General features: G+C 70.8%; 23 protein-coding genes. 12 read left to right on the top strand and 11 right to left on the bottom strand.

The genetic code is table 11. The features are described 5' to 3' along the window. The first annotated feature begins 29 nt into the window (after positions 1 to 29). Entirely contained in the window at positions 30 to 791 is a 762-nt protein-coding gene (locus ACIGA3_RS03235; RefSeq protein WP_399710023.1) for an SDR family oxidoreductase, read from the top strand. Here ACIGA3_RS03235 and ACIGA3_RS03230 read toward each other — a convergent pair. Continuing rightward, entirely contained in the window at positions 788 to 1,054 is a 267-nt protein-coding gene (locus ACIGA3_RS03230) for a protealysin inhibitor emfourin (protein ID WP_399710020.1), read from the bottom strand. The genes ACIGA3_RS03235 and ACIGA3_RS03230 overlap by 4 nt on opposite strands. Positions 1,055 to 1,078: 24 nt before the next feature. Then, positions 1,079 to 2,155: a M4 family metallopeptidase gene (locus ACIGA3_RS03225; RefSeq protein WP_399710017.1), complete on the bottom strand. Its 1,077-nt coding sequence runs from the start codon at positions 2,153 to 2,155 to the stop codon at positions 1,079 to 1,081. A 323-nt stretch (positions 2,156 to 2,478) separates the two neighbouring features. Here ACIGA3_RS03225 and leuA point away from each other — a divergent pair, with 323 nt between their 5' ends. The 6 genes from leuA to ACIGA3_RS03195 all read left to right on the top strand — a co-directional run bounded on the left by leuA (position 2,479) and on the right by ACIGA3_RS03195 (position 7,730). Beyond that, positions 2,479 to 4,200: a 2-isopropylmalate synthase gene (gene leuA / locus ACIGA3_RS03220; RefSeq protein ID WP_399710014.1), complete on the top strand. Its 1,722-nt coding sequence runs from the start codon at positions 2,479 to 2,481 to the stop codon at positions 4,198 to 4,200. 190 nt (positions 4,201 to 4,390) lie between these two features. Continuing rightward, positions 4,391 to 5,035 (top strand): TerB family tellurite resistance protein, encoded by a 645-nt coding sequence (locus tag ACIGA3_RS03215; RefSeq protein WP_399710011.1) that lies wholly within the window; start codon positions 4,391 to 4,393, stop codon positions 5,033 to 5,035. 70 nt (positions 5,036 to 5,105) lie between these two features. Continuing rightward, complete coding sequence (locus ACIGA3_RS03210; RefSeq protein WP_399710008.1) at positions 5,106 to 5,507, top strand: DUF3052 domain-containing protein; 402 nt, start codon at positions 5,106 to 5,108, stop codon at positions 5,505 to 5,507. A gap of 11 nt (positions 5,508 to 5,518) precedes the next feature. Next, entirely contained in the window at positions 5,519 to 5,959 is a 441-nt protein-coding gene (locus ACIGA3_RS03205; protein ID WP_399710005.1) for a protein-tyrosine phosphatase family protein, read from the top strand. Positions 5,960 to 6,086: 127 nt separating this feature from the next. Next, positions 6,087 to 6,638: an EF-hand domain-containing protein gene (locus tag ACIGA3_RS03200; RefSeq protein WP_399710002.1), complete on the top strand. Its 552-nt coding sequence runs from the start codon at positions 6,087 to 6,089 to the stop codon at positions 6,636 to 6,638. Between the two features lie 78 nt (positions 6,639 to 6,716). Continuing rightward, entirely contained in the window at positions 6,717 to 7,730 is a 1,014-nt protein-coding gene (locus tag ACIGA3_RS03195; protein ID WP_399709999.1) for a questin oxidase family protein, read from the top strand. Here the strand turns inward: ACIGA3_RS03195 and ACIGA3_RS03190 are convergent. Genes ACIGA3_RS03190 through ACIGA3_RS03175 form a run of 4 tightly spaced genes read right to left on the bottom strand, consistent with a single transcriptional unit; the run spans position 7,727 to position 9,414 of the window. Further along, positions 7,727 to 8,221 (bottom strand): GNAT family N-acetyltransferase, encoded by a 495-nt coding sequence (locus ACIGA3_RS03190; RefSeq protein WP_399709996.1) that lies wholly within the window; start codon positions 8,219 to 8,221, stop codon positions 7,727 to 7,729. The genes ACIGA3_RS03195 and ACIGA3_RS03190 overlap by 4 nt on opposite strands. Beyond that, positions 8,202 to 8,396 (bottom strand): DUF397 domain-containing protein, encoded by a 195-nt coding sequence (locus ACIGA3_RS03185; protein WP_399709993.1) that lies wholly within the window; start codon positions 8,394 to 8,396, stop codon positions 8,202 to 8,204. The genes ACIGA3_RS03190 and ACIGA3_RS03185 overlap by 20 nt, the downstream gene beginning before the upstream one ends. Beyond that, positions 8,378 to 8,599, bottom strand: coding sequence for a DUF397 domain-containing protein (locus ACIGA3_RS03180; protein ID WP_399709990.1), 222 nt, complete (start codon positions 8,597 to 8,599; stop codon positions 8,378 to 8,380). Before ACIGA3_RS03180 ends, ACIGA3_RS03185 begins: the two co-directional genes overlap by 19 nt. Further along, positions 8,581 to 9,414 carry a Scr1 family TA system antitoxin-like transcriptional regulator gene (locus tag ACIGA3_RS03175; RefSeq protein ID WP_399709987.1) on the bottom strand — a complete coding sequence of 278 codons (834 nt, stop codon included), beginning with the start codon at positions 9,412 to 9,414 and terminating at the stop codon, positions 8,581 to 8,583. Before ACIGA3_RS03175 ends, ACIGA3_RS03180 begins: the two co-directional genes overlap by 19 nt. A gap of 325 nt (positions 9,415 to 9,739) precedes the next feature. Here ACIGA3_RS03175 and ACIGA3_RS03170 point away from each other — a divergent pair, with 325 nt between their 5' ends. Then, on the top strand, positions 9,740 to 9,964 hold the full coding sequence (locus ACIGA3_RS03170; protein ID WP_399709984.1) for a hypothetical protein: 225 nt from the start codon (positions 9,740 to 9,742) through the stop codon (positions 9,962 to 9,964). A 79-nt stretch (positions 9,965 to 10,043) separates the two neighbouring features. Here the strand turns inward: ACIGA3_RS03170 and ACIGA3_RS03165 are convergent, their stop codons facing one another. Beyond that, positions 10,044 to 12,539: an N-acetylmuramoyl-L-alanine amidase gene (locus ACIGA3_RS03165; protein WP_399709981.1), complete on the bottom strand. Its 2,496-nt coding sequence runs from the start codon at positions 12,537 to 12,539 to the stop codon at positions 10,044 to 10,046. A gap of 153 nt (positions 12,540 to 12,692) precedes the next feature. Here ACIGA3_RS03165 and recO point away from each other — a divergent pair, with 153 nt between their 5' ends. The 3 genes from recO (at position 12,693) to ACIGA3_RS03150 (ending at position 14,929) form a co-directional block, all read left to right on the top strand. Then, positions 12,693 to 13,439 (top strand): DNA repair protein RecO, encoded by a 747-nt coding sequence (gene recO / locus ACIGA3_RS03160; protein WP_030814776.1) that lies wholly within the window; start codon positions 12,693 to 12,695, stop codon positions 13,437 to 13,439. 30 nt (positions 13,440 to 13,469) lie between these two features. Then, positions 13,470 to 14,324 (top strand): isoprenyl transferase, encoded by an 855-nt coding sequence (locus ACIGA3_RS03155; protein WP_399709977.1) that lies wholly within the window; start codon positions 13,470 to 13,472, stop codon positions 14,322 to 14,324. A gap of 449 nt (positions 14,325 to 14,773) precedes the next feature. Then, positions 14,774 to 14,929, top strand: a complete 156-nt coding sequence (locus tag ACIGA3_RS03150; protein ID WP_399709974.1) for a hypothetical protein — start codon at positions 14,774 to 14,776, stop codon at positions 14,927 to 14,929. 66 nt (positions 14,930 to 14,995) lie between these two features. Here ACIGA3_RS03150 and ACIGA3_RS03145 read toward each other — a convergent pair whose 3' ends face one another. The 4 genes from ACIGA3_RS03145 to ACIGA3_RS03130 form a co-directional block, all read right to left on the bottom strand. Continuing rightward, complete coding sequence (locus tag ACIGA3_RS03145) at positions 14,996 to 15,406, bottom strand: Fur family transcriptional regulator (protein ID WP_399709971.1); 411 nt, start codon at positions 15,404 to 15,406, stop codon at positions 14,996 to 14,998. Positions 15,407 to 15,644: 238 nt separating this feature from the next. Continuing rightward, complete coding sequence (locus ACIGA3_RS03140; protein ID WP_399709968.1) at positions 15,645 to 16,580, bottom strand: metal ABC transporter permease; 936 nt, start codon at positions 16,578 to 16,580, stop codon at positions 15,645 to 15,647. Continuing rightward, positions 16,580 to 17,359, bottom strand: coding sequence for a metal ABC transporter ATP-binding protein (locus ACIGA3_RS03135; protein ID WP_399709965.1), 780 nt, complete (start codon positions 17,357 to 17,359; stop codon positions 16,580 to 16,582). The genes ACIGA3_RS03140 and ACIGA3_RS03135 overlap by 1 nt, the downstream gene beginning before the upstream one ends. After that, positions 17,356 to 18,327 carry a metal ABC transporter substrate-binding protein gene (locus ACIGA3_RS03130; RefSeq protein ID WP_399709962.1) on the bottom strand — a complete coding sequence of 324 codons (972 nt, stop codon included), beginning with the start codon at positions 18,325 to 18,327 and terminating at the stop codon, positions 17,356 to 17,358. The genes ACIGA3_RS03135 and ACIGA3_RS03130 overlap by 4 nt, the downstream gene beginning before the upstream one ends. 229 nt (positions 18,328 to 18,556) lie before the next feature. On the opposite strand from ACIGA3_RS03130, the gene ACIGA3_RS03125 reads away from it, so the two are divergent. Continuing rightward, positions 18,557 to 19,939, top strand: coding sequence for a glycine--tRNA ligase (locus tag ACIGA3_RS03125; protein WP_399709958.1), 1,383 nt, complete (start codon positions 18,557 to 18,559; stop codon positions 19,937 to 19,939). Positions 19,940 to 19,944 lie beyond the last annotated feature (5 nt).

Raw genomic sequence — 19,944 nt, 5'->3', positions numbered from 1 at the left:
TTCCGGTTCCCGCGAAACTGGGAGCAGTCATGACCTCCAGCACCTCAGCCGTCCTGGTCACCGGTGGCACCGGCACGCTCGGCCGCCATGTCGTCCCCCTGCTGCGGGAGGCCGGCCGCGAGGTGCGCGTCCTCAGCCGGAAGGGCGGGGACGGGAAGGGCCATGTCGCCGTCGACCTCCTCACCGGCACCGGACTGGACACGGCCCTGGACGGCATCGGCACCGTGCTCCACCTCGCGGGCGGACCGAAGGGCGACGACACCGCCACCCGCAACCTGGTGCGCGCCGCGCAGGCCGCCGGGGTCCGGCACCTCGTGTACATCTCCGTCATCGGCGCCGACCGGGTGCCGCTCGCCTGGCTCAGGTCGAAGCTGGCCGCCGAGCGGGCCATCGCGGAGTCCGGGCTGCCGTGGACGACGCTGCGGGCGGCCCAGTTCCATGAACTCACCCTGAAGATGGTCCAGTCGATGGCCAAGCTGCCCGTCTTCCCGGTACCGGGCGGGCTGCGCCTCCAGCCGGTCGACTCCCGAGACGTGGCCGCCCGCCTCACCGACCTCACCCTCGGCGCCCCGGCCGGACTCGTCCCCGACCTCGCGGGGCCCCAGGTGTACGGACTCGCGGAACTGGGTCGCGGCTATCTCCAGGCGCGCGGCAAGCGCCGCCCGATGCTGCCGGTCCGCATCCCCGGCAAGGCGGGCCGTGCCTACCGCGCGGGCGACAACCTGACCCTCACCGGCGCGGACACCGGCAAGCGCACCTGGGAGGACTTCCTCGGCGAACAGCTCGCCTAGGCCCCCTCCTTCAGCACCCGTGACACCAACTCCCGCTGGGCCTCGGTCAGCCGGGGGTCGGCCGCGTGGACGGTGTGGCCGTCCACCGTGATCTCGTAGTGGAAGCCGTCCGGGACGCCCGCCGGGGGGGTGCCCGGCGCGGCGGCCAGGGCGCGGTCGGCCAGGGTGCGCCACTCCTGGGCGTCGGCGCGCCCCGAGGTGTCCACCTCGGCCTGCCGCTCGATGCCCGCGAAGCCGCCCGTACGCCGTACTTGGATACGCATGGCCCCAGTGTCCGGTACCGGCGGCTAGAGCGTCTGCACCCCCACTTCCTCCCATGCCTTCTCCACGGCCTGGAGTTCGGCGCCCGCGCCGAACCGCTCGCGGGCGGCCTTCACGGTCAGGGTGGCGAAGTCCGCGAACTGGGCGTCCTCCTTCAGATGGCCGCCGGTCAGCACGTCGTACCAGATCTGCCCGGTCTTCTCCCAGGCGTAGCCGCCGATCGCGGTGGCCGCGATGTAGAAGGCGTGGTTCGGGATGCCGGAGTTGATGTGCACGCCGCCGTTGTCCCGGCCGGTGTGGACGTAGTGCTCCATGTCGGCGGGCTGGGGGTCCTTGCCGAGCACGTCGTCGTCGTACGCGGTGCCCGGTGCCTTCATCGAGCGCAGGGCCTGGCCCTGGACGCGGGGAGCGAGGAGGCCCGCGCCGATCAGCCAGTCCGCGTCGGCGGCGGTCTGGCGCAGCGTGTACTGCTTGATCAGCGAGCCGAAGACATCGGACAGCGATTCGTTGAGCGCGCCGGACTGGCCGAAGTAGGCCAGGTTCGCGGTGTACTGCGTGACGCCGTGGGTGAGTTCGTGGCCGATGACGTCCACCGGGATGGTGAAGTCGAGGAAGATCTCGCCGTCCCCGTCGCCGAACACCATCTGCTCGCCGTTCCAGAAGGCGTTGTCGTAGTCCTTGTCGAAGTGGACCGTGGCCTGGAGCGGGAGGCCCTCGCCGTCGATGGAGCGGCGGCCGTACACCTTCAGATACAGCTCGAAGGTGGCGCCCAGGCCCGCGTAGGCCCGGTTGACCGTGGCGTCGGCGCCCGGCTCGGAGCCCTCCTCGCGGACCTTCTTGCCGGGGAGGTTCTGCGTGTGCTGGGCGTCGAAGATGGTCCGGTCCGGCTGGTCCCCGTCGGCGGCCGCGGTGGTCGCGGCGGTGGCCGCCTGCGCGCCGATCACGGTGGTCAGCCGGCGGCGGGTGCGCTCGAAGGCGTCCCGCTCCAGAGAGCGGCGGGCCGGGCCGGACAGCGCCGGGTCGGAGTCGCGCGCCAGCTTGTCGAGGAGGTGCGGCGGCACGATCGTGCAGAAGACGGGCTCGAGGCCCCCGTTGGTCGTCATACCAATAAATGCTTGCACCGCGCGACGCCAAAGTCACTACCAGTAACCGTGATTGATGAAATACGGTGATATCTCTCGTCACTCCGCGTCACCGAGTGGTATGGACCCTCATTACCCGTTCTCACCCGTTCCGGTTCCGCATGCTGATACGCCCCCGCGTGCCCGCCAGGGCTCGGCTAGGCTGCGCAGCATCATGCGTTTCGGGCTGCTTCTCCTTAGCTGCCGCGGCGAGGGCCTGTAAGCAAGGCCGACCCCCTCCCCGCGGTGCTCTGGCGTTGCGTCGTCGGCCGTCCACCGGACTTTGCCGAGGAGCCCACGCGATCATGGCGAACCGCCAGCAGCCCAGCCCCATGCCGTTCCAGCGCTACGGCCAGTACGACCAGGTCGACATCTCCGACCGGACCTGGCCCGGCAAGCGCGTCACCACCGCCCCCCGCTGGCTCTCCACCGACCTGCGCGACGGCAACCAGGCCCTGATCGACCCGATGTCGCCCGAGCGCAAGCGCCGGATGTTCGACCAGCTGGTGAAGATGGGCTACAAGGAGATCGAGGTCGGCTTCCCCGCCTCCGGCCAGACCGACTTCGACTTCGTGCGCTCCATCATCGAGGAGGAGGGCGCGATCCCCGAGGACGTGACGATCTCCGTCCTCACCCAGGCCCGCGAGGACCTGATCGAGCGGACCGTGGAGTCCCTGAAGGGCGCCCGCCGCGCCACCGTCCACCTGTACAACGCCACCGCGCCCGTCTTCCGCCGGGTGGTCTTCCGGGGCTCCAAGGACGACATCAAGCAGATCGCCGTCGACGGCACCCGCCTGGTCGTGGAGTACGCGGAGAAGCTGCTGGGCCCCGAGACCGAGTTCGGGTACCAGTACAGCCCGGAGATCTTCACCGACACCGAGCTGGACTTCGCCCTGGAGGTCTGCGAGGCGGTGATGGACGTCTACCAGCCGGGTCCGGGCCGCGAGATCATCCTCAACCTGCCCGCCACGGTGGAGCGTTCGACCCCGTCCACGCACGCCGACCGGTTCGAGTGGATGCACCGCAGCCTCTCCCGCCGCGAGCACGTCGTCCTGTCCGTGCACCCGCACAACGACCGGGGCACGGCCGTGGCCGCCGCCGAGCTGGCGCTGATGGCCGGCGCCGACCGGGTCGAGGGCTGCCTGTTCGGACAGGGCGAGCGCACCGGCAACGTCGACCTGGTCACCCTGGGCATGAACCTGTTCTCGCAGGGCGTCGACCCGCAGATCGACTTCTCCGGCATCGACGAGATCCGTCGTACGTGGGAGTACTGCAACCAGATGGAGGTCCACCCGCGCCACCCGTACGTGGGCGACCTGGTCTACACGTCCTTCTCCGGCTCCCACCAGGACGCCATCAAGAAGGGCTTCGACGCGATGGAGGCCGACGCGGCTGCCAAGGGCGTCGGTGTGGGCGACCTGGAGTGGGCGGTGCCGTACCTGCCCATCGACCCCAAGGACGTCGGCCGCTCCTACGAGGCCGTGATCCGGGTCAACTCGCAGTCCGGCAAGGGCGGTGTGTCGTACGTCCTGAAGAACGACCACAAGCTGGAACTGCCGCGCCGGATGCAGATCGAGTTCTCGAAGATCATCCAGGCCAGGACGGACGCCGAGGGCGGCGAGATCACGCCGCGCGACATCTGGGCGGCCTTCCAGGACGAGTACCTGCCGAACCCGGAGAACCCCTGGGGCCGCGTCCAGGTCCGTACGGGCCAGTCGACCACCGACACGGACGGCGTGGACACGCTGACGGTCGAGGCGACGGTGGACGGCGTGGACACGGTGCTGACCGGTACGGGCAACGGCCCGATCTCGGCCTTCTTCGACGCGCTCCAGTCGGTCGGCGTGGACGTACGCCTGCTGGACTACCAGGAGCACACGATGAGCGAGGGCGCGTCCGCGCAGGCCGCCTCCTACATCGAGTGCGCGATCGGCGACAAGGTCCTGTGGGGCATCGGCATCGACGCGAACACGACACGTGCGTCGCTGAAGGCGGTGGTGTCGGCGGTGAACCGCGCGACCCGCTGACGCTGCCCTGACCCGGCTCTTCGGTGCCCCGGCCGCTGTATACGGCGGCCGGGGCACCGTCGTCTTCCGGCCGGAGAACGTCCCAGGTCACGGACCGGTCTCGTACGAGGTGCTGACTCGGGCTCCGTGATGTGGCTAACATCACGCCAGCGCGGCGATGTTGCCGCGTGGTTACGTGCGGAGGTGCGACGTGCTGCCAGTACGGGGACGAGACGGCCGAGCCACCGGGTTCGTCCGGCACATCCTGGGCACTCGCACCGCCTGGACGCCCCAGGGCGACGGGGAGTTCTTCTGCCCCGGCTGCGGCGGCGACCGCAACTACCAGCGCCTGACCGGCCGTCGGCGCCTGACCCTGCTCGGGGTGCCCGTGCTCGCGCGCGGTACGGCCGATCCGGTCGTGGAGTGCGCCTCCTGTCTGCACCGCTTCGGCGTCGACACCCTCGACCACCCCACCACCCGCCACCTCTCCGTCCTGCTCCGCGACGCGGTCCACGCGGTGGCCGTCTCGGTACTGGCCGCCGGGGGCGCGGGGTCGCGGGCGGCGCTGGAGACGGCGGCGATGACTCTGCGCGCGGCGGGCTGCGAGGAGGAGATGGCGGAACGTCTCGCCATGACCCTGGACGGCGGCGACCCCCGCGTCCCCCTGACCGCCCTCGCCCCCCACCTGGCCGCTCCGGGCCGCGAGTCCCTCCTCCTGGACGCGGCCCTGATCGCCTTGGCCGACGGCCCGTACACCCCCGCCGAACACACCGCCCTCACCGCGGCCGGCGAGGCGCTGCTGCTCCCGGCCGAGGTGGTGGAACGGGTCCTGACGACGGCACGCATGCCCTCCTGAACAGGGAGGGCGTGACGCGCGGGAGCCCCCGGCGTTGAGCATCGCGGCCTTACGTAACTGGAGGACGGCGATGACCACTGCGGAGCGCACTCTCGCGGATCTGCTGGAGATCACGGCGGGACAGGTCGTGCGGGAGATCGGCTGGGACGAGGACTGCGACGACCGCCTGCGCGCGGCCGTCGAGGAGTGGACCGGCGACGCACTGGCCGACGCGGCCGGTGCGGAGATCGCCGACGCGGTGCTGCTGTGGTGGCGCGAGAAGGACGGCGACCTCTTCGACGCGCTCACGGGCGCCATGGCCGTGCTCGGGGACAGCGGGCCCATCTGGCTGCTGACGCCCAACACCGGCCGCGACGGATATGTGGAGCAGAGCGACATCGCCGAAAGCGCGGCCTCCGCCGGGCTCGGCCGACGGCCATCCGTGAGCGTCACGTGCGACTGGACCGGTACGCGGCTGGAGCCGCCGAGGTAGCGTGCGCGGGCATGAGTGAGCTGTGGAGCGAGGGCACCGGGGGAGTGCTGCGGCTGCCTTCCGGGCGGCTGGTGCGGGGGCGGGGGCTGCGGCGGCCGCTCGATCCCGGTGTGCCGGTTCCCGCCTACGGCGTCCATCTCCTCGGCAAGGAGCCGCCCGCCGTGCCGTGGGCGACCCGCTGGGTGCGGTGGCCCGACTTCCGGCTCCCTGCGGACCGTACGGCCGCCCGCGAGGTGTTTGCCGAGGCGCGGGAGCGGTGTGCTCATGAGCGGGTCGAGTTCGCCTGTGCGGGCGGGCGGGGGCGTACCGGTACGGCCCTGGCCTGCCTCGCGGTGCTGGACGGCGTACCGCCGGGGGACGCCGTGGAGTTCGTGCGGCGGCACTACGACCGGCATGCGGTGGAGACGCCTTGGCAGCGGCGGTATGTGCGGCGGTTCGGGCGCGCGGACTGACCCGCCTGCCGCGCGCAGAACCGGTGATCACTAATTCGAGTGGCATATGCGGACTTTGCTATGCCTTCGGGGTGTTTCGCCCCATGCTGGACGTGCCACTCGGCGAGATCACGGAGGACTTGGAATCATGACCACCACCGCGCAGGACGTCATCTCCATCAAGCTTGAGCGTTCGTTCGACGCTCTCGACTCCAACCGCGACGGCTACCTGGACTGGACGGACTACCAGAAGCTCGCCGACCGCTACATCCAGGCGTACCGGCTCGGCAAGGACGACCGTCGGGCCAGGGCGCTCCAGACCTTCTGCCAGATCTACTGGCTGGAGCTGCTGCGCCACGCGGGCGTGGATGCGGACCGGCTGACGAAGGACCAGTTCGTCACGGCCAACCGCCTCGCGGCCATCGACACCAGCCGGCTCAACGTCACCGAGGGCGGCGGGCACGCCATCTTCGACGTCATCGATGTCGACGGCGACAACGAGATCAGCAAGGACGAGTTCGCCCGCTTCCTGAGGGACGTGTGGCTGAGCGACGCGCCCGACGCGATGGCCTCCTTCACCAGGCTGGACACCGACGGGGACGGCGCGATCTCGCGGCAGGAGTTCATCCGCGCGATCCGTGAGCACTTCCTCTCGAACGACCCGGAGGCGCCGGGCAGCCTGTTCTTCGGTCAGGTCTGACCCGGTCGGTGGTCCTAGGTCCGGCTTAGGTCTTCCGGCCGTTACGCCGCCCCCGTGCGCCGCTCTACCGTCCTCGGCATGGATACGACAGGCATTCTCGACGAGGCGCTGGAGCGGCTGCACGGTTCGGGGCCGGAGCGGATGGGGCGGCTCACCAATCACGCGCCGATGGCCGTGGAGGCGCTGGCCGCGCGGGGGCAGGGGCGGTCGGTGCATCGGTGGCTGGACCTGTACACCCATAAGTTGGAGGAGTTCCCGGCCGGCTTCGAGCCCGTGACCTCGTCCAACTGGGCCGGCGCACTGGGGGAGCCGCGGCGGGTCGCGGACTGGATCGAGTACTTCCAGCGGGAGGTCGCCGAGCGGCCCTGGCGGGAGGTGCTCGCCGAGTGGTGGCCCCGGCTGCTGCCCGGCATGTACGGGGGGTCCGCACATCCGGTGATCCGGGTCGGGCACGCCGTACGGACGCTGCTGGCCGACGGTGACGACACCGGCCCACGGGTGAACGAGCTTGCGCACGGGCTCGGTTACTGGGCCGCCCGGCATCGCCCCGTCACCGGGGTCGTCCTGCTGCCCGGCGCCGACAGCGCTGCCGACGCGCTGGACGCGGTCAGCCCCATCGCCGAGCGGGACGGCAGCTTCCCCGCCCGGCTCGACCGCGTCACCGGCCTGCCCGTCTGGGCGGCCGGGGTCACCGACCCGGACGACGCCCACCGCCGCCTCACCGAACTCGTACGGGCGGCCACCCACCGGTACGCCACCCACGCCCACGGCGAGCCGACGATGCTGGTCCACGCGGCCACCGCCCCCAACGCCGTGCTGCGCACCCTGCCCGCGCTCCCGCGAGACCTGTGGGTGCCGAGCATGCGGGCCGCGTGGACGGCCTCCGCGGCCGTCACGGCGATGTACGCGCCCGACGCCCCCGCCCCCTACGTCCCACCGGGCACCGTCGCCCCCGGCGAAGTCTTCGAACGGGCCCTCGCGCACGGCGACGAACACGTCATCAAGCTCACCGACACCGCGCTGGACATCGGGGACGAGCGCGCCCTGGCGGCAGCGCTCCGCGCGATCGAGCTGAGCGAACCCCTGGCCTAACGCCGCCAGCGGACCTCGCCGTCCTGGCGTACGGGGGTAGGAGCGAGGCCCGCCGCCTCGGCCACGGCCGCCGAGGCGTGATGGTCGGGGTGGATGTGGGCGGTGATCTCGTGCACCGGGTACGCGGTCAGCCAGGTGACCAAGGCCACGGCCGCCTCCTTGGCGATGCCCCGCCCCTGCCAGGGCGTGCCCACCACCCACGCGATCTCGGCGGTGCCGCACGCGCTGAGCGTCGCCTGTACGGTGCCGGTCAGGCGGGACTCCTCGCGCAGCAGGATCACCCAGTTCAGCCAGGTCACCTCGGGGTCGGGCGAGCCGGCGGCAAGTCGCCGGTACCGCCCGGCGAGCGCCTCCGGGGTGTACGGGGTCCCGCCGATGAACCTGTGCAGGGCGGGGTCGGCCAGCACCCCGGCCATCTCCCCGGCGTGCTCGACCCGCAGGGGCAGCAGGTCGAGCCGTGGGGTGCGGATGCTAGTGCCTGACGGCGTCAATGAAGTTGGCCCAGGCGGTGTCGCTGAGGAGGAGTACGGGGCCGTACTTGACCTTGCTGTCCCGCACGGGGACTACGCCGGGGAGGTTGGCGGCGACCTCGACGCAGTTGCCGCCGTCGCCGTTGCTGTAGCTGCTCTTGTGCCAGCGGGCGTTGGTCAGATCGAGCTCGTGCATCGGGAGTTCTCCGCTCCGGCCGAGTCGATGAAGTGAGCCCACGCGGAGACGCCGACGATGACGACGGCGCCGTCCGAGACCTTGCTGTCCCGCACGGGTACGACACCGGGGACGCTGGCGGCGACCTCGACGCAGTTGCCGCCCTCTCCGTTGCTGTAACTGCTCTTGTACCAGTGGGCGTTGGTCAGGTCGTACTGGCGCATCGTCTGAAGTCCTCCGCCGCCGATTCGATCAGGGTCAGGGACACCTCCGGCGACAGCGTGGCGACCCTGAGAAGATCGTATGCGCGTTGGGCTCGCTTCACCACGGCCGGAACGTCCACCAGCGTTCCGGAAAACGAGGTCTCTGTATAGGCAACCGGTGGCGCGTCCTCGAACTCCATGAGCCTGAGGTCACCGTTCATGGCGGCGTGTGCCCCCGTCGTGTGGGGCAGCACCGTCACAACGGCCCTGCGGTCCCGTATCAGCCCTGCGATGTAGTCAAGTTGGCTCGCCATGGCGGGCGGTCCGCCCACGGGGATGCGCAGCACATTCTCATGCAGCGCCACCCAATACTCCGGCCTTGTAGCGTCACTGAGGATCAGAGATCGCTCCAGCCTCGCCGTGACGATCTCGTTCACGTGCTCGTCGGACTTGAACGGGTTGGCCGCTACGGTGACCGCGCGCGCGTACTCCTTCGTCTGGAGCAGGCCCGGAACGACCGTGGGCGCGAACTCGCAGATCCGCGTCGCCAGGCGCTCCAGCTCCACCACCTGCGCGAAGTAATCCGCATACCTAGGATCATCGATCAGCTTCCTGCACAGCCGCTCGAAAATACCGTCGGTTTGCAGCACCTGGTCGATCCGCTGGGCCACATCCAGTTGCGGCTTCCGGATCGCCTGCTCGAACTGGCCGATGTAGCCCCCGGAGACGAAAACCCGTGCCCCCAGCTCCGTCTGAGTGAGGCCGGCGTCCTCTCTGCGCCGCTTCAGTTCGGTCCCGAAGAACTCCCATACCGCCTGACGTGAACCGTTGGCCACTGCCAACCCCCTTGTGCTGCCACGCGCTTGTAGGGCCCAGGCCCCTTCCGAGTCTAGTTGTGGAGCGTCACCGTTAGGACACGAAGCGTGAAGAACGTGACGGAAGGGAAGTGATGCGGACAGTGAACACACAGGATTCAGCGGACCGGGTCGAGGCAGCGGAGCGAACCCTCGAGGAATTGCGGACCGCATTGGAGAAGGCCGGGATCAAGTTGCCCTCGCTCGGGCTCGATCCCATTTCGTTGGCCTGCGAGGCCCCGATCCCGCTGGTGGAGCTGGGACGGTGCTCCGTGGAGACGGCCGCGCTGCTCGCCGCGGCCTTGCGATGAGTGTCGTAGGGCCGCCGCTGGGCTCGTACGCCTTGGACACCGGCACGAACAGAGTGGGCGTGGTCATGGGACACCAGGGCCCGTACGTCCAGCTCAGACCACTTGGTGGCGGCCGGGAGTGGGACGTACCGCCGGACCGGGTGCGGGCGGCGACCCCCGCGGAGCGGATCAGCGCGGCGACGGCGTACGCGAACGCGCGCAGCCGGGGCGAGGTGCCGTGACGTCGGCGCGCCCCGCGCAAGGGAAAGCGGCCTCCCCCGGATCTGAGTCCGGGGAAAGCCGCTTGCCTGCGGGATCAGGTCAGTTGAGGACCGCGATGCCGTCCGTGGTGATCGTCGGGCGCCCGGAGGTGCCGACGACCACGATCTTCAGGGTGTGCTGGGCCGCGCTGCTCCAGGTCTTGGTCCACATCGCCTGGCGGTAGGCGGTGGTGGCGGACTTCAGGTCGACGGTGGTCTGCAAGGTGCCGTCGACGTAGATCTTGACCGCGCCCGAGGTGCTCGCGCGCGAGGCGATCCACGCGACCGAGCGGCCCTTGAAGGTCCAGGTCAGCGAGGCATCCTTGGTGCCGGAGCTGGTCGAGTAGCCGCCGAGGTAGCTGCTGCCGGCCCGCTTGGTCCAGGTGCCGGTGGCCTTGGCCGAGCTTTCCTGGAGCAGGGTGGCGGTCCGGGTGACCGACGCGGTCGCCGTGTTGCCGGCCAGGTCGGTGGCGGTCAGGCCGAACTTGGTGGCCGTCGCCGACTTGGCGGTGGTCGACCAGCTCGTCGAGGTGGCCGTAAGGGTCTTCGCGCTGGGCGAGGTGGCGGCCTGGGAGCGCAGCCCGTTGTCGTCGGCCGCCTTCCAGGTCACCGTGACCGGGACGCCCGCCGTGTTGACCGTGCCCTTGCCCAACTGCGCGGTCGGCGCGGTCGGGTAGGTGGGACGCGTGGTGTCGGCGGTCACCGTGACCGCCGCCGACGTGCCGGTCTTGCCCGAGACGTGGGTCGCCCGCACCTGGACGGTGTGGTGGCCCGAGGCGAGCGGGACCGAGGCCGACCTCGCGGAGCCCGCGACCTTCGCCACGGAGGTGCCGTCCACGAGGACCTCGGCGCCGGAGAGCAGGGAAGTGGGCGTGGTCGTGGTCCAGCGCACGGTCGCCGTGGTGCCGGTGACGTACCCGGTGCCCGAGCGCATGGCGCCGGACGGGGTGTCCACGCTGGTGACGGCGACCCCGGCCGGGGGACCGGCCGCGTAGGAGCGGATGGTCGCCAGCTTCGCGTACAGCTGGTTGCCGGGGCAGTCGGTGGCGAAGCCGTTGCGGTGCCCGGAGACGGCGTTCAGGGTGTACGCCTGGCCGAACGTGAAGCCGTAGCTGTCCTTGGCGCCCTCGGTGAGGGAGCTGGTGCCGGTCGGGCTGACGCCCGACATGCCGAGCTTCCACGCGGCGATCCGGGAGATCGCGGTCACCATGGCCTGGCTCGGCGTGGCACCGGGGATGGTGCTGGCCTTGGAGTCACCGCCGGTGAGGTCGGTGTACGTGCCGATCGCGGCGATGCCCATCGAGTCGGTGTTGAACCCGTAGGTCTGCGCGCCGATCACCGGCATGGCCATGCCGCCGAAACGGCCCTCGAAGATCGTGCCGCACTTGTCGACCAGGAAGTTGTAGCCCAGGTCGCGCCAGCCCTGGTGCAGATGCAGGGCGTACAGGCTGCGCACGATGGAGGGGGAGTCGGCGCAGGAGTAGGTGTTGGTGGTGTCGGTGTGGTGGACGAACACCGCCTTCACCGTGTGGCCGTAGTCCGGGTAACCGGTGTCGCGGGCGCACTCGTCCGCGCCCCAGCCGGCGCGGGTGACGACCGGGGGAGCGGGCACCTTCGTCGTCGGCGGCTGCGCGGGCAGCGGGCTGGGCATCTTCTGCGGCGCGGCGGAGGCGCTCGCGCAGGAGGGGTACGCGGCCGACAGCGAGGGCAGGTAGCCCGGCGCGCTGGGCGCCGCGCTGGTCGGCGGGGCCGTCGAGGTGGAGGCCGTGGGCGAGGCGGGGGCGGTCGTCCCGGCCGAGGTGCTCTGCGAGGGCTCGGCGGTCTCGGTGGGCGGGGCCGTGGTCTCGGCCGGGGACTCCGGTGCGGAGTCGGAGGGTTCGGGGGTGGTCTCGGTCGGCTGGTCCGACGGGGACTCCTCCGGGGTGGAGGCGGCGGGGTCGGCCGGCTGGTCCGACGGGGTCTCCTCGCCGTCTCCGGGCAGCGCGTACGCCGCCGGGTCCATCGCCGGGGCCGCTGCCGCGCCGGCCGCGCTGTCGGTGGTTCCGGAACCGCTGTCGCCGGGGTCCACCAGGTCGACGGTCAGTCCCTTCGGCAGGGCCTTGCCGTCGGCCTTCACCTGCACACCGTCGGAGGGTCCGGCCCACAGCGGGGCCGTGCCGCCGCGCACCCCGGCCCGGTCGCGCTCGGCCGGGTCGGGCTGCGCGTCCCCGGCGCCCAGCGCCTGCCACTCGCTCCACTCGCCCGTGGCCGACGACTTCGTACGCACCCGCACCGTCCCGTCGAGCCGAACGCTCGGGTCCTGCCAGCTCACCGCCAGCATCCGGAACGCCTTGGTCGACCGGGCCGCGAGCGCGCGCTCGTCGGACGAACCGGTCAGGTCCAGCGAGTCCACCGAGGTGTGCACCACACGCGGCCCGTCAGCCGCCGTGTCGGTGCCCGAAGTGGCGCGGAGGGCGACGGCCGCGCCCGTCCCCGCCACCAGCACGGTCCCGGCCGCGAGCCATATCTTGGCCCGTCTCCCCCGCGGCGCCCGCGCGCCGCCAGCCTCTGTTCTCATGTCAAGCCTCTCCCCTTGCCGCCGCGGCGGCCCGTGCGCACACATGCGTCACATCCAGCGGATCGTAGAGTCGGGCGTGGAGCGGGTCACAGCCGGGGGCGGATAAGCGGAGACCCGGCCTCGCGGGTTCGGGCGTGGGCGAGAATGGACGGCATGAGTCTGTTCCGCGACGACGGCATCGTGCTGCGCACCCAGAAGCTGGGTGAGGCGGACCGGATCATCACCCTGCTCACCCGAGGCCACGGCCGGGTGCGTGCCGTGGCGCGCGGTGTACGGCGCACGAAGTCGAAGTTCGGGGCCCGGCTGGAGCCGTTCTCCCACGTCGACGTGCAGTTCTTCGCGCGGGGCAGCGAGCTGGTCGGGCGCGGGCTGCCGCTGTGCACCCAGAGCGAGACGATCGCGCCGTACGGCGGCGGCATCGTCACCGACTACTCCCGCTACACCGCCGGCACGGCCATGCTGGAGACGGCCGAGCGGTTCACCGACCACGAGGGCGAGCCCGCCGTACAGCAGTACCTGCTCCTGGTCGGCGGCCTGCGCACCCTCGCGCGCGGCGAGCACGCCTCGAACCTCGTCCTCGACGCCTTCCTGCTGCGCTCGCTCGCGGTCAACGGCTACGCGCCCACCTTCGGGGACTGCGCGCGGTGCGGGATGCCGGGGCCGAACCGGTTCTTCTCGGTCGCCTCGGGCGGCTCGGTGTGCGTGGACTGCCGGGTGCCGGGCAGTGTGGTCCCCTCACCGCAGACCCTGATGCTGCTGGGCGCGCTGCTTACGGGAGACTGGGAGACCGCGGACGCGGCCGAGGCGCGGCACGTCCGCGAGGGGAGCGGCCTGGTGTCCGCCTACCTGCACTGGCATCTGGAGCGCGGGCTGCGCTCCCTGCGGTACGTAGAGAAGTAAGCAGCAAGCACGGCTGAGGAGACGAGAAGCATGGTCGTACGCGGATTTCTGGGGGGCCGGCGCCGGGAGTACCAGGCGCCGGACCCGCACCCGTCCGGCGCCCGCGCGCCGAAGCTTCCCGGTGAGCTGGTCCCCGAGCACGTGGCGATCGTCATGGACGGCAACGGCCGCTGGGCGAAGGAGCGGGGGCTGCCGCGTACGGAAGGGCACAAGGTGGGCGCCGAGCAGGTGCTCGACGTGCTCCAGGGGGCGATCGAGGCGGGCGTCCGCAACATCTCGCTCTACGCCTTCTCCACCGAGAACTGGAAGCGGTCGCCGGACGAGGTCCGCTTCCTGATGAACTTCAACCGCGACTTCATCCGCAAGTCCCGCGACCAGCTCGACGCGCTGGGTATCCGGGTGCGGTGGGTCGGGCGGATGCCCAAGCTGTGGAAGTCGGTGGCGAAGGAACTCCAGGTCGCGCAGGAGCAGACCAAGGACAACGACCTCCTCACCCTGTACTTCTGCATGAACTACGGCGGCCGCGCCGAGATCGCCGACGCCGCGCAGGCCATCGCCGAGGACGTGAAGGCGGGACGCCTGGACCCGGCCAAGGTCACGGAGAAGACCATCCAGAAGTACCTGTACTACCCCGACATGCCCGACGTCGACCTCTTCCTCCGCCCCTCCGGCGAACAGCGCACGTCCAACTATCTGCTGTGGCAGAGCGCCTACGCGGAAATGGTCTTCCAGGACGTCCTGTGGCCCGACTTCGACCGCCGCGACCTGTGGCGAGCCTGCATGGAATTCGCTTCGCGTGACCGGCGCTTCGGGGGAGCGGTGCCGAACGAGGAGCTGCTGGCCATGGAGGCTGCGATGAAGGGGGACGACTCGACGTCGTCCTGACCGCCCGTCCGCCCTTACGATCCCTCTTCACGATCATGGAACTGGGGAGGGATCGTCATGGGCGGGGAATCCGTCGGCGATGTCATGCCGGACGCGGCCGGGGACACGGTGGAGCTGACGTACCGGCCCGTGGCCGCGGACTTCACCGCCGCGCTGCGGGCGCGGCTGCGGGTGAGCCGCTCGGGGTGGATACAGCGCTGGTCGCCCTACGTCGTGGCGGTCGGCTTCGTGGCCTGGGGCGCGCTGCTCGCCGCCCAGGACGAGAGCCTTCCGCTGGGCTGGACGGCGGTGCTGGCCCTCGCCCTGGCCGTGCTGGTGCTGTCGCCTTGGCTGTCGGGCCGTCAGCTCCAGCGGCTCAGCGATCAGCAGGGCGTGTTCCGGGCCACCGTGACCACGCCGGGCTCACGCTGGTCAACGACACCGCCTCGTCGTCCATCAGCTGGGCGGCCGTGCCCCGCTACCTGGAGACCTCGCGCGTCTTCGTCCTGCTCAGCGCCGACCGGAACGCCACCGGCTTCACCGTCCTGCCCAAACACGGCCTTCCCGACCGCGCCTCCACGGACCGGCTCCGCACACTCCTGGACCGGCACATCACCCGCTGCTAGGCCCTGCCGTCGAATTCCCGGCGTGTGTGCGGAGGGGCGGTGCGACTCGGCAGCGAGACGCCGTCGTCAGGCGTTCGCGCAGTCCGCGCAGGTGCCGAAGATCTCCACCGTGTGGGCCACGTTGACGAAGCCGTGTTCGGAGGCGATGGCCTCGGCCCACTTCTCCACGGCCGGCCCCTCCACCTCCACCGCCTTGCCGCAGGTGCGGCAGACCAGGTGGTGGTGGTGTTCGCCGGTGGAGCAGCGGCGGTAGACCGACTCGCCGTCCGAGGTGCGCAGCACGTCGACCTCACCGGCCTCGGCGAGGGACTGGAGGGTGCGGTAGACGGTGGTGAGCCCGACCGAGTCGCCCTTGTGCTTGAGCATGTCGTGGAGATCCTGCGCGCTGCGGAACTCGTCGACCTCGTCGAGGGCCGCCGCCACCGCCGCGCGCTGCTTGGTCGCGCGGCCCTTCACGGGCGGTCCAGCGGTCGTCACCGGGTGCCTCCTCATGTCTGCGCCTCTGACCGGGCCATTGTGCCAGCCCGGACCCCCCGAGGTCAGACGCCGAGGGTGCCTCCGGCGGGTTCGCGGGGTGGGGGCGTGCGTTTGACCCGGGCTGCGGGGGTCCAGGGCCCGCAGGGCGGCTTGCGACCTTGGCTCGGACTTCCGGAGGCCGGACGCTGACCTTGTGCCCGGCGGGGGGTGTGGCGGGCCGGGCGCGTCCGGTGCGGTGTCAGCGAGGGCGCCTTGCGGCTTCGGGCCGGATCTCGGACGGTCGGACGCCGACCTCGTCCCCCGCTGGTCGCGTGGCCGGGATCGCGCACTCCACCGGGTCTCCGGCGGAGCGGGTCGCGCGGGCTCGGCGGCGGGCCAGGGGGGTGGCGAGGGCGGTCATGACGGCGAACGCGGCGATGGTGAGCAGGACGATCGTCGCACCCGGAGGGACGTCCTCGTAGAACGACGTGATCGTGCCGCCGATCGACACCGTCACGCCGAGCGCGACCGATATGGCGAACGTCGCCGCGAAGCTGCGGGTGAGCTGCTGGGCGGCGGCCACGGGGACGACCATGAGCGCCGAGACGAGGATCAGGCCGACGACGCGCATCGCCACGGTGACGGTGACGGCCGCGGTGACCGCGACGAGCAGGTTCAGCGCCCGCACCGGCAGCCCGGTGACCCGCGCGAACTCCTCGTCCTGGCTGACCGCGAACAACTGGCGCCGCAGCCCCAGCGTCACGGCGACCACACACGCGCCCAGCACGATGATCGCGGTCACGTCGGACGGCGCCACGGTGGACAGCGAGCCGAAGAGGTACGAGGTGAGGTTGGCGTTGGAGCCGCCGGGCGCGAGGTTCACGAAGAGCACACCGCCCGCCATGCCGCCGTAGAAGAGCATGGCGAGGGCGATGTCGCCACGCGTCCTGCCGTACCAGCGGATCAGCTCCATCAGTACCGAGCCCGCGACGGAGACGGCCGTCGCCATCCACACCGGCGAGGAGTTCAGCAGGAAGCCGAGGCCGACGCCGGTCATCGCCACGTGCCCGATGCCGTCGCCCATGAGGGGCTGGCGGCGCTGGACGAGGTAGATGCCGATCGCGGGGGCGATGACGCCGACCAGGACGGCCGCGAGCAGCGCCCGCTGCATGAAGGCGTAGTTGAGGAAGTCCATCAGCTCAGCAGTCCCGTACGGATCGGTTCGGCGCCCTCGTGCGGGTGCACGTGGTCGTGGCCGGGCAGGGCGTGCTGGCCGACGGCCTTCGGCGGCGGCCCGTCGTGCAGCACGCAGCCGTCGCGCAGGACGACCGCGCGGTCGATCAACGGCTCCAGCGGGCCCAGCTCGTGCAGCACCAGCAGGACGGTGGTCCCGGCGGCGACCTGCTCACGCAGGGTCGACGCCAGCACCTCCTGGCTGGCGAGGTCGACGCCGGCCATCGGCTCGTCCATGATCAGCAGCTCGGGTTCGGAGACCAGCGCGCGAGCGATCAGCACCCGCTGGTGCTGGCCCCCGGAGAGCGCGGTCACCGAGTCCTTGGCACGGTCCGCCATGCCGACCAGTTCCAGCGCGCGCCCCACCGCCTCCCGGTCCGCCTTGCGGAACAGCCCGAAGCGGGTGCGGGCCAGCCGGCCCGAGGACACGATCTCGGAGACCGTGGCCGGTACGCCCCCGGCGGCGGAGGTGCGCTGGGGGACGTAGCCGACGCGGGCCCAGTCGCGGAAGGAGCGCAGGGGCGTGCCGAACAGCTCGACGGCGCCCGAGGTGGCCGGCACCTGCCCGATGGCGGTGCGCACGGCCGTGGACTTGCCTGAGCCGTTGGCGCCGAGCAGCGCGACGACCTCGCCGGGGCGCACGGTCAGGTCGATGCCGCGCAGCACCGGCCGCCCGCCTAGCTCGGCCCGCACGTCCCGCAGGGCGAGCGCGGGTGCCGACTCCCGTTCCTCGGTGGTCACTTGGCCCCCAGGGCGCTCTGGAGGGCCTTGAGGTTGGCCTGCTGGACGGCGAAGTAGTCCTGGCCGCGGGACCTCTTCGTGATGCCCTCGACCGGGTCGAGCACGTCGGTCCTCAGGCCCGCGTCCCCGGCGACCGTCTTCGCGGTCTTGTCGCTGACCAGCGTCTCGTAGAAGACGGTGGAGACCCCGTCGGCCTTGGCCAGCTTCTGGAGATCCCGCACACGGGCCGCGCTCGGCTCGGACTCGGGGTCGAGGCCGCTGATCGCCTCCTCGGTGAGGCCGTAGCGCTCGGCGAGATAGCCGAAGGCGGCGTGGGTCGTGATGAAGACCTTGGAGCGGGTGTGCGCCAGGCCGTCCTTGAAGTCGGTGTTCAGCTCGTCCAGCTGCTTCACCAGGGCCGCGGTGTTCCTCTTGTAGTCGGCCGCGTGGTCCGGGTCGGCCTTCTCGAAGGCCCGGCCGACACCCTGGGCGACCTCGGCGTACCGCACCGGGTCGAGCCAGATGTGCGGGTCCTTGCCGTCCTCGCTCTCGTGGTCGTGGCCCGCGTGCTCCTCCTCGTGCCCGGCCGCGTGGCCGCCGACCTCGGTGCCGTGCTTCTCCAGTGTGGTCAGCGTGGCCGCGTCGATCTTCGTCTTCACCGGCGACTGGTCCACCGCCTTGTCCACCGAGGGCTGGAGCCCCTTCAGGTAGAGGACGGCGTCGGAGCGCTCGAGGCCCCCTATCTGCCGCGGGCTGATCTCCAGGTCGTGCGGCTCCTGGCCCGGCGTGGTGAGCGTGGTCACGTGCACGTGGTCCCCGCCGATCCGCTCGGCGAGGAAGGCCATCGGATAGAACGAGGCGACGACGTCGAACTTGCCCGTGTTCCCCGACGCGGCGCTGCTGTCCGAGCAGGCGGACAGCGTGCCCAGACCCAGTGCGGTGGCGGCCGCTATCGCGGACCCGGATATGAGGCGTCGTCGTACGTTCATGACAGTCATTTTCAACAAAGTTGGAAACGATTGTCAACAAGCTGGATGGCCGGGGCTTGCGACGCGGATTCTCCAGGTCGGCTTGGTAAGGGTTCGGGCGGGCTTCGGCGGCTTCGGGAGGGGGGTCGGCGGGGGCCGATTTGGCCGAGGGGGAGCATGCGCCGGTAACCTGAATCATTCGCTGGAAGCATCTCGCTTCAACGCCCGTCGTCGTAATGAAGAGAGCACCGTGGCCGCCGACAAGATCGACACCATCGTCAGCCTGAGCAAGCGCCGTGGCTTCGTTTTCCCCTGCAGTGAGATCTACGGCGGACAGCGTGCCGCCTGGGACTACGGACCGCTGGGTGTCGAGCTCAAGGAGAACATCAAGCGTCAGTGGTGGCGCTACATGGTGACGTCGCGCGAGGACGTGGTCGGTATCGACTCGTCCGTCATCCTGGCCCCCGAGGTCTGGGTCGCCTCCGGTCACGTCGCCACCTTCACGGACCCGCTGACCGAGTGCACCTCGTGTCACAAGCGGTTCCGCGCCGACCACCTGGAAGAGGCGTACGAGGAGAAGAAGGGGCACGCTCCGGCCAACGGCCTGACGGACCTCAACTGCCCCAACTGCGGTAACAAGGGCACCTTCACCGAGCCCAAGCAGTTCTCCGGTCTGCTCTCCACCCACCTCGGCCCGACCCAGGACTCCGGCTCCGTCGCCTACCTGCGTCCCGAGACCGCCCAGGGCATCTTCACCAACTTCGCCCAGGTGCAGACCACTTCGCGCCGCAAGCCGCCCTTCGGCATCGCCCAGATGGGCAAGTCCTTCCGCAACGAGATCACGCCCGGCAACTTCATCTTCCGGACCCGTGAGTTCGAGCAGATGGAGATGGAGTTCTTCGTCAAGCCGGGCGAGGACGAGCAGTGGCAGGAGTACTGGATGCAGCAGCGCTGGAACTGGTACACCGGTCTCGGCCTGCGCGAGGAGAACATGCGCTGGTACGACCACCCGAAGGAGAAGCTCTCCCACTACTCCAAGCGCACCGCCGACATCGAGTACCGCTTCTCGTTCGGCGGCTCGGAGTGGGGCGAGCTGGAGGGTGTCGCCAACCGCACCGACTACGACCTCGGCGCTCACGCCAAGGCGTCCGGCCAGGACCTCTCCTACTTCGACCAGGAGGCCGGCGAGCGCTGGACCCCCTACGTCATCGAGCCCGCCGCCGGTGTCGGCCGCACCATGCTGGCCTTCCTCCTCGACGCCTACACCGAGGACGAGGCGCCCAACGCCAAGGGCAAGATGGAGAAGCGCGTCGTGCTGCGCCTCGACCACCGCCTCGCCCCGGTCAAGGTCGCGGTGCTCCCGCTCTCCCGCAACCCCGAGCTGTCCCCGAAGGCGAAGGGTCTGGCTCAGGCGCTGCGTCAGAACTGGAACATCGACTTCGACGACGCCGGCGCCATCGGCCGCCGCTACCGCCGCCAGGACGAGATCGGTACCCCGTTCTGCGTGACCGTCGACTTCGACACGCTCGAGGACAACGCGGTGACCGTGCGCGAGCGCGACACGATGAAGCAGGAGCGGGTGTCTCTCGACCAGATCGAGGGCTACCTCGCCGCCCGTCTGATCGGCGCCTGACCTTC

Origin of the sequence: Streptomyces sp. NPDC085596 (assembly GCF_044541565.1) — a bacterium.
Classification (GTDB): Bacteria; Actinomycetota; Actinomycetes; order Streptomycetales; family Streptomycetaceae; genus Streptomyces.
Note: the sequence above shows the minus strand (reverse complement) of the source record. Positions and strands in the feature narration are given on the sequence as shown.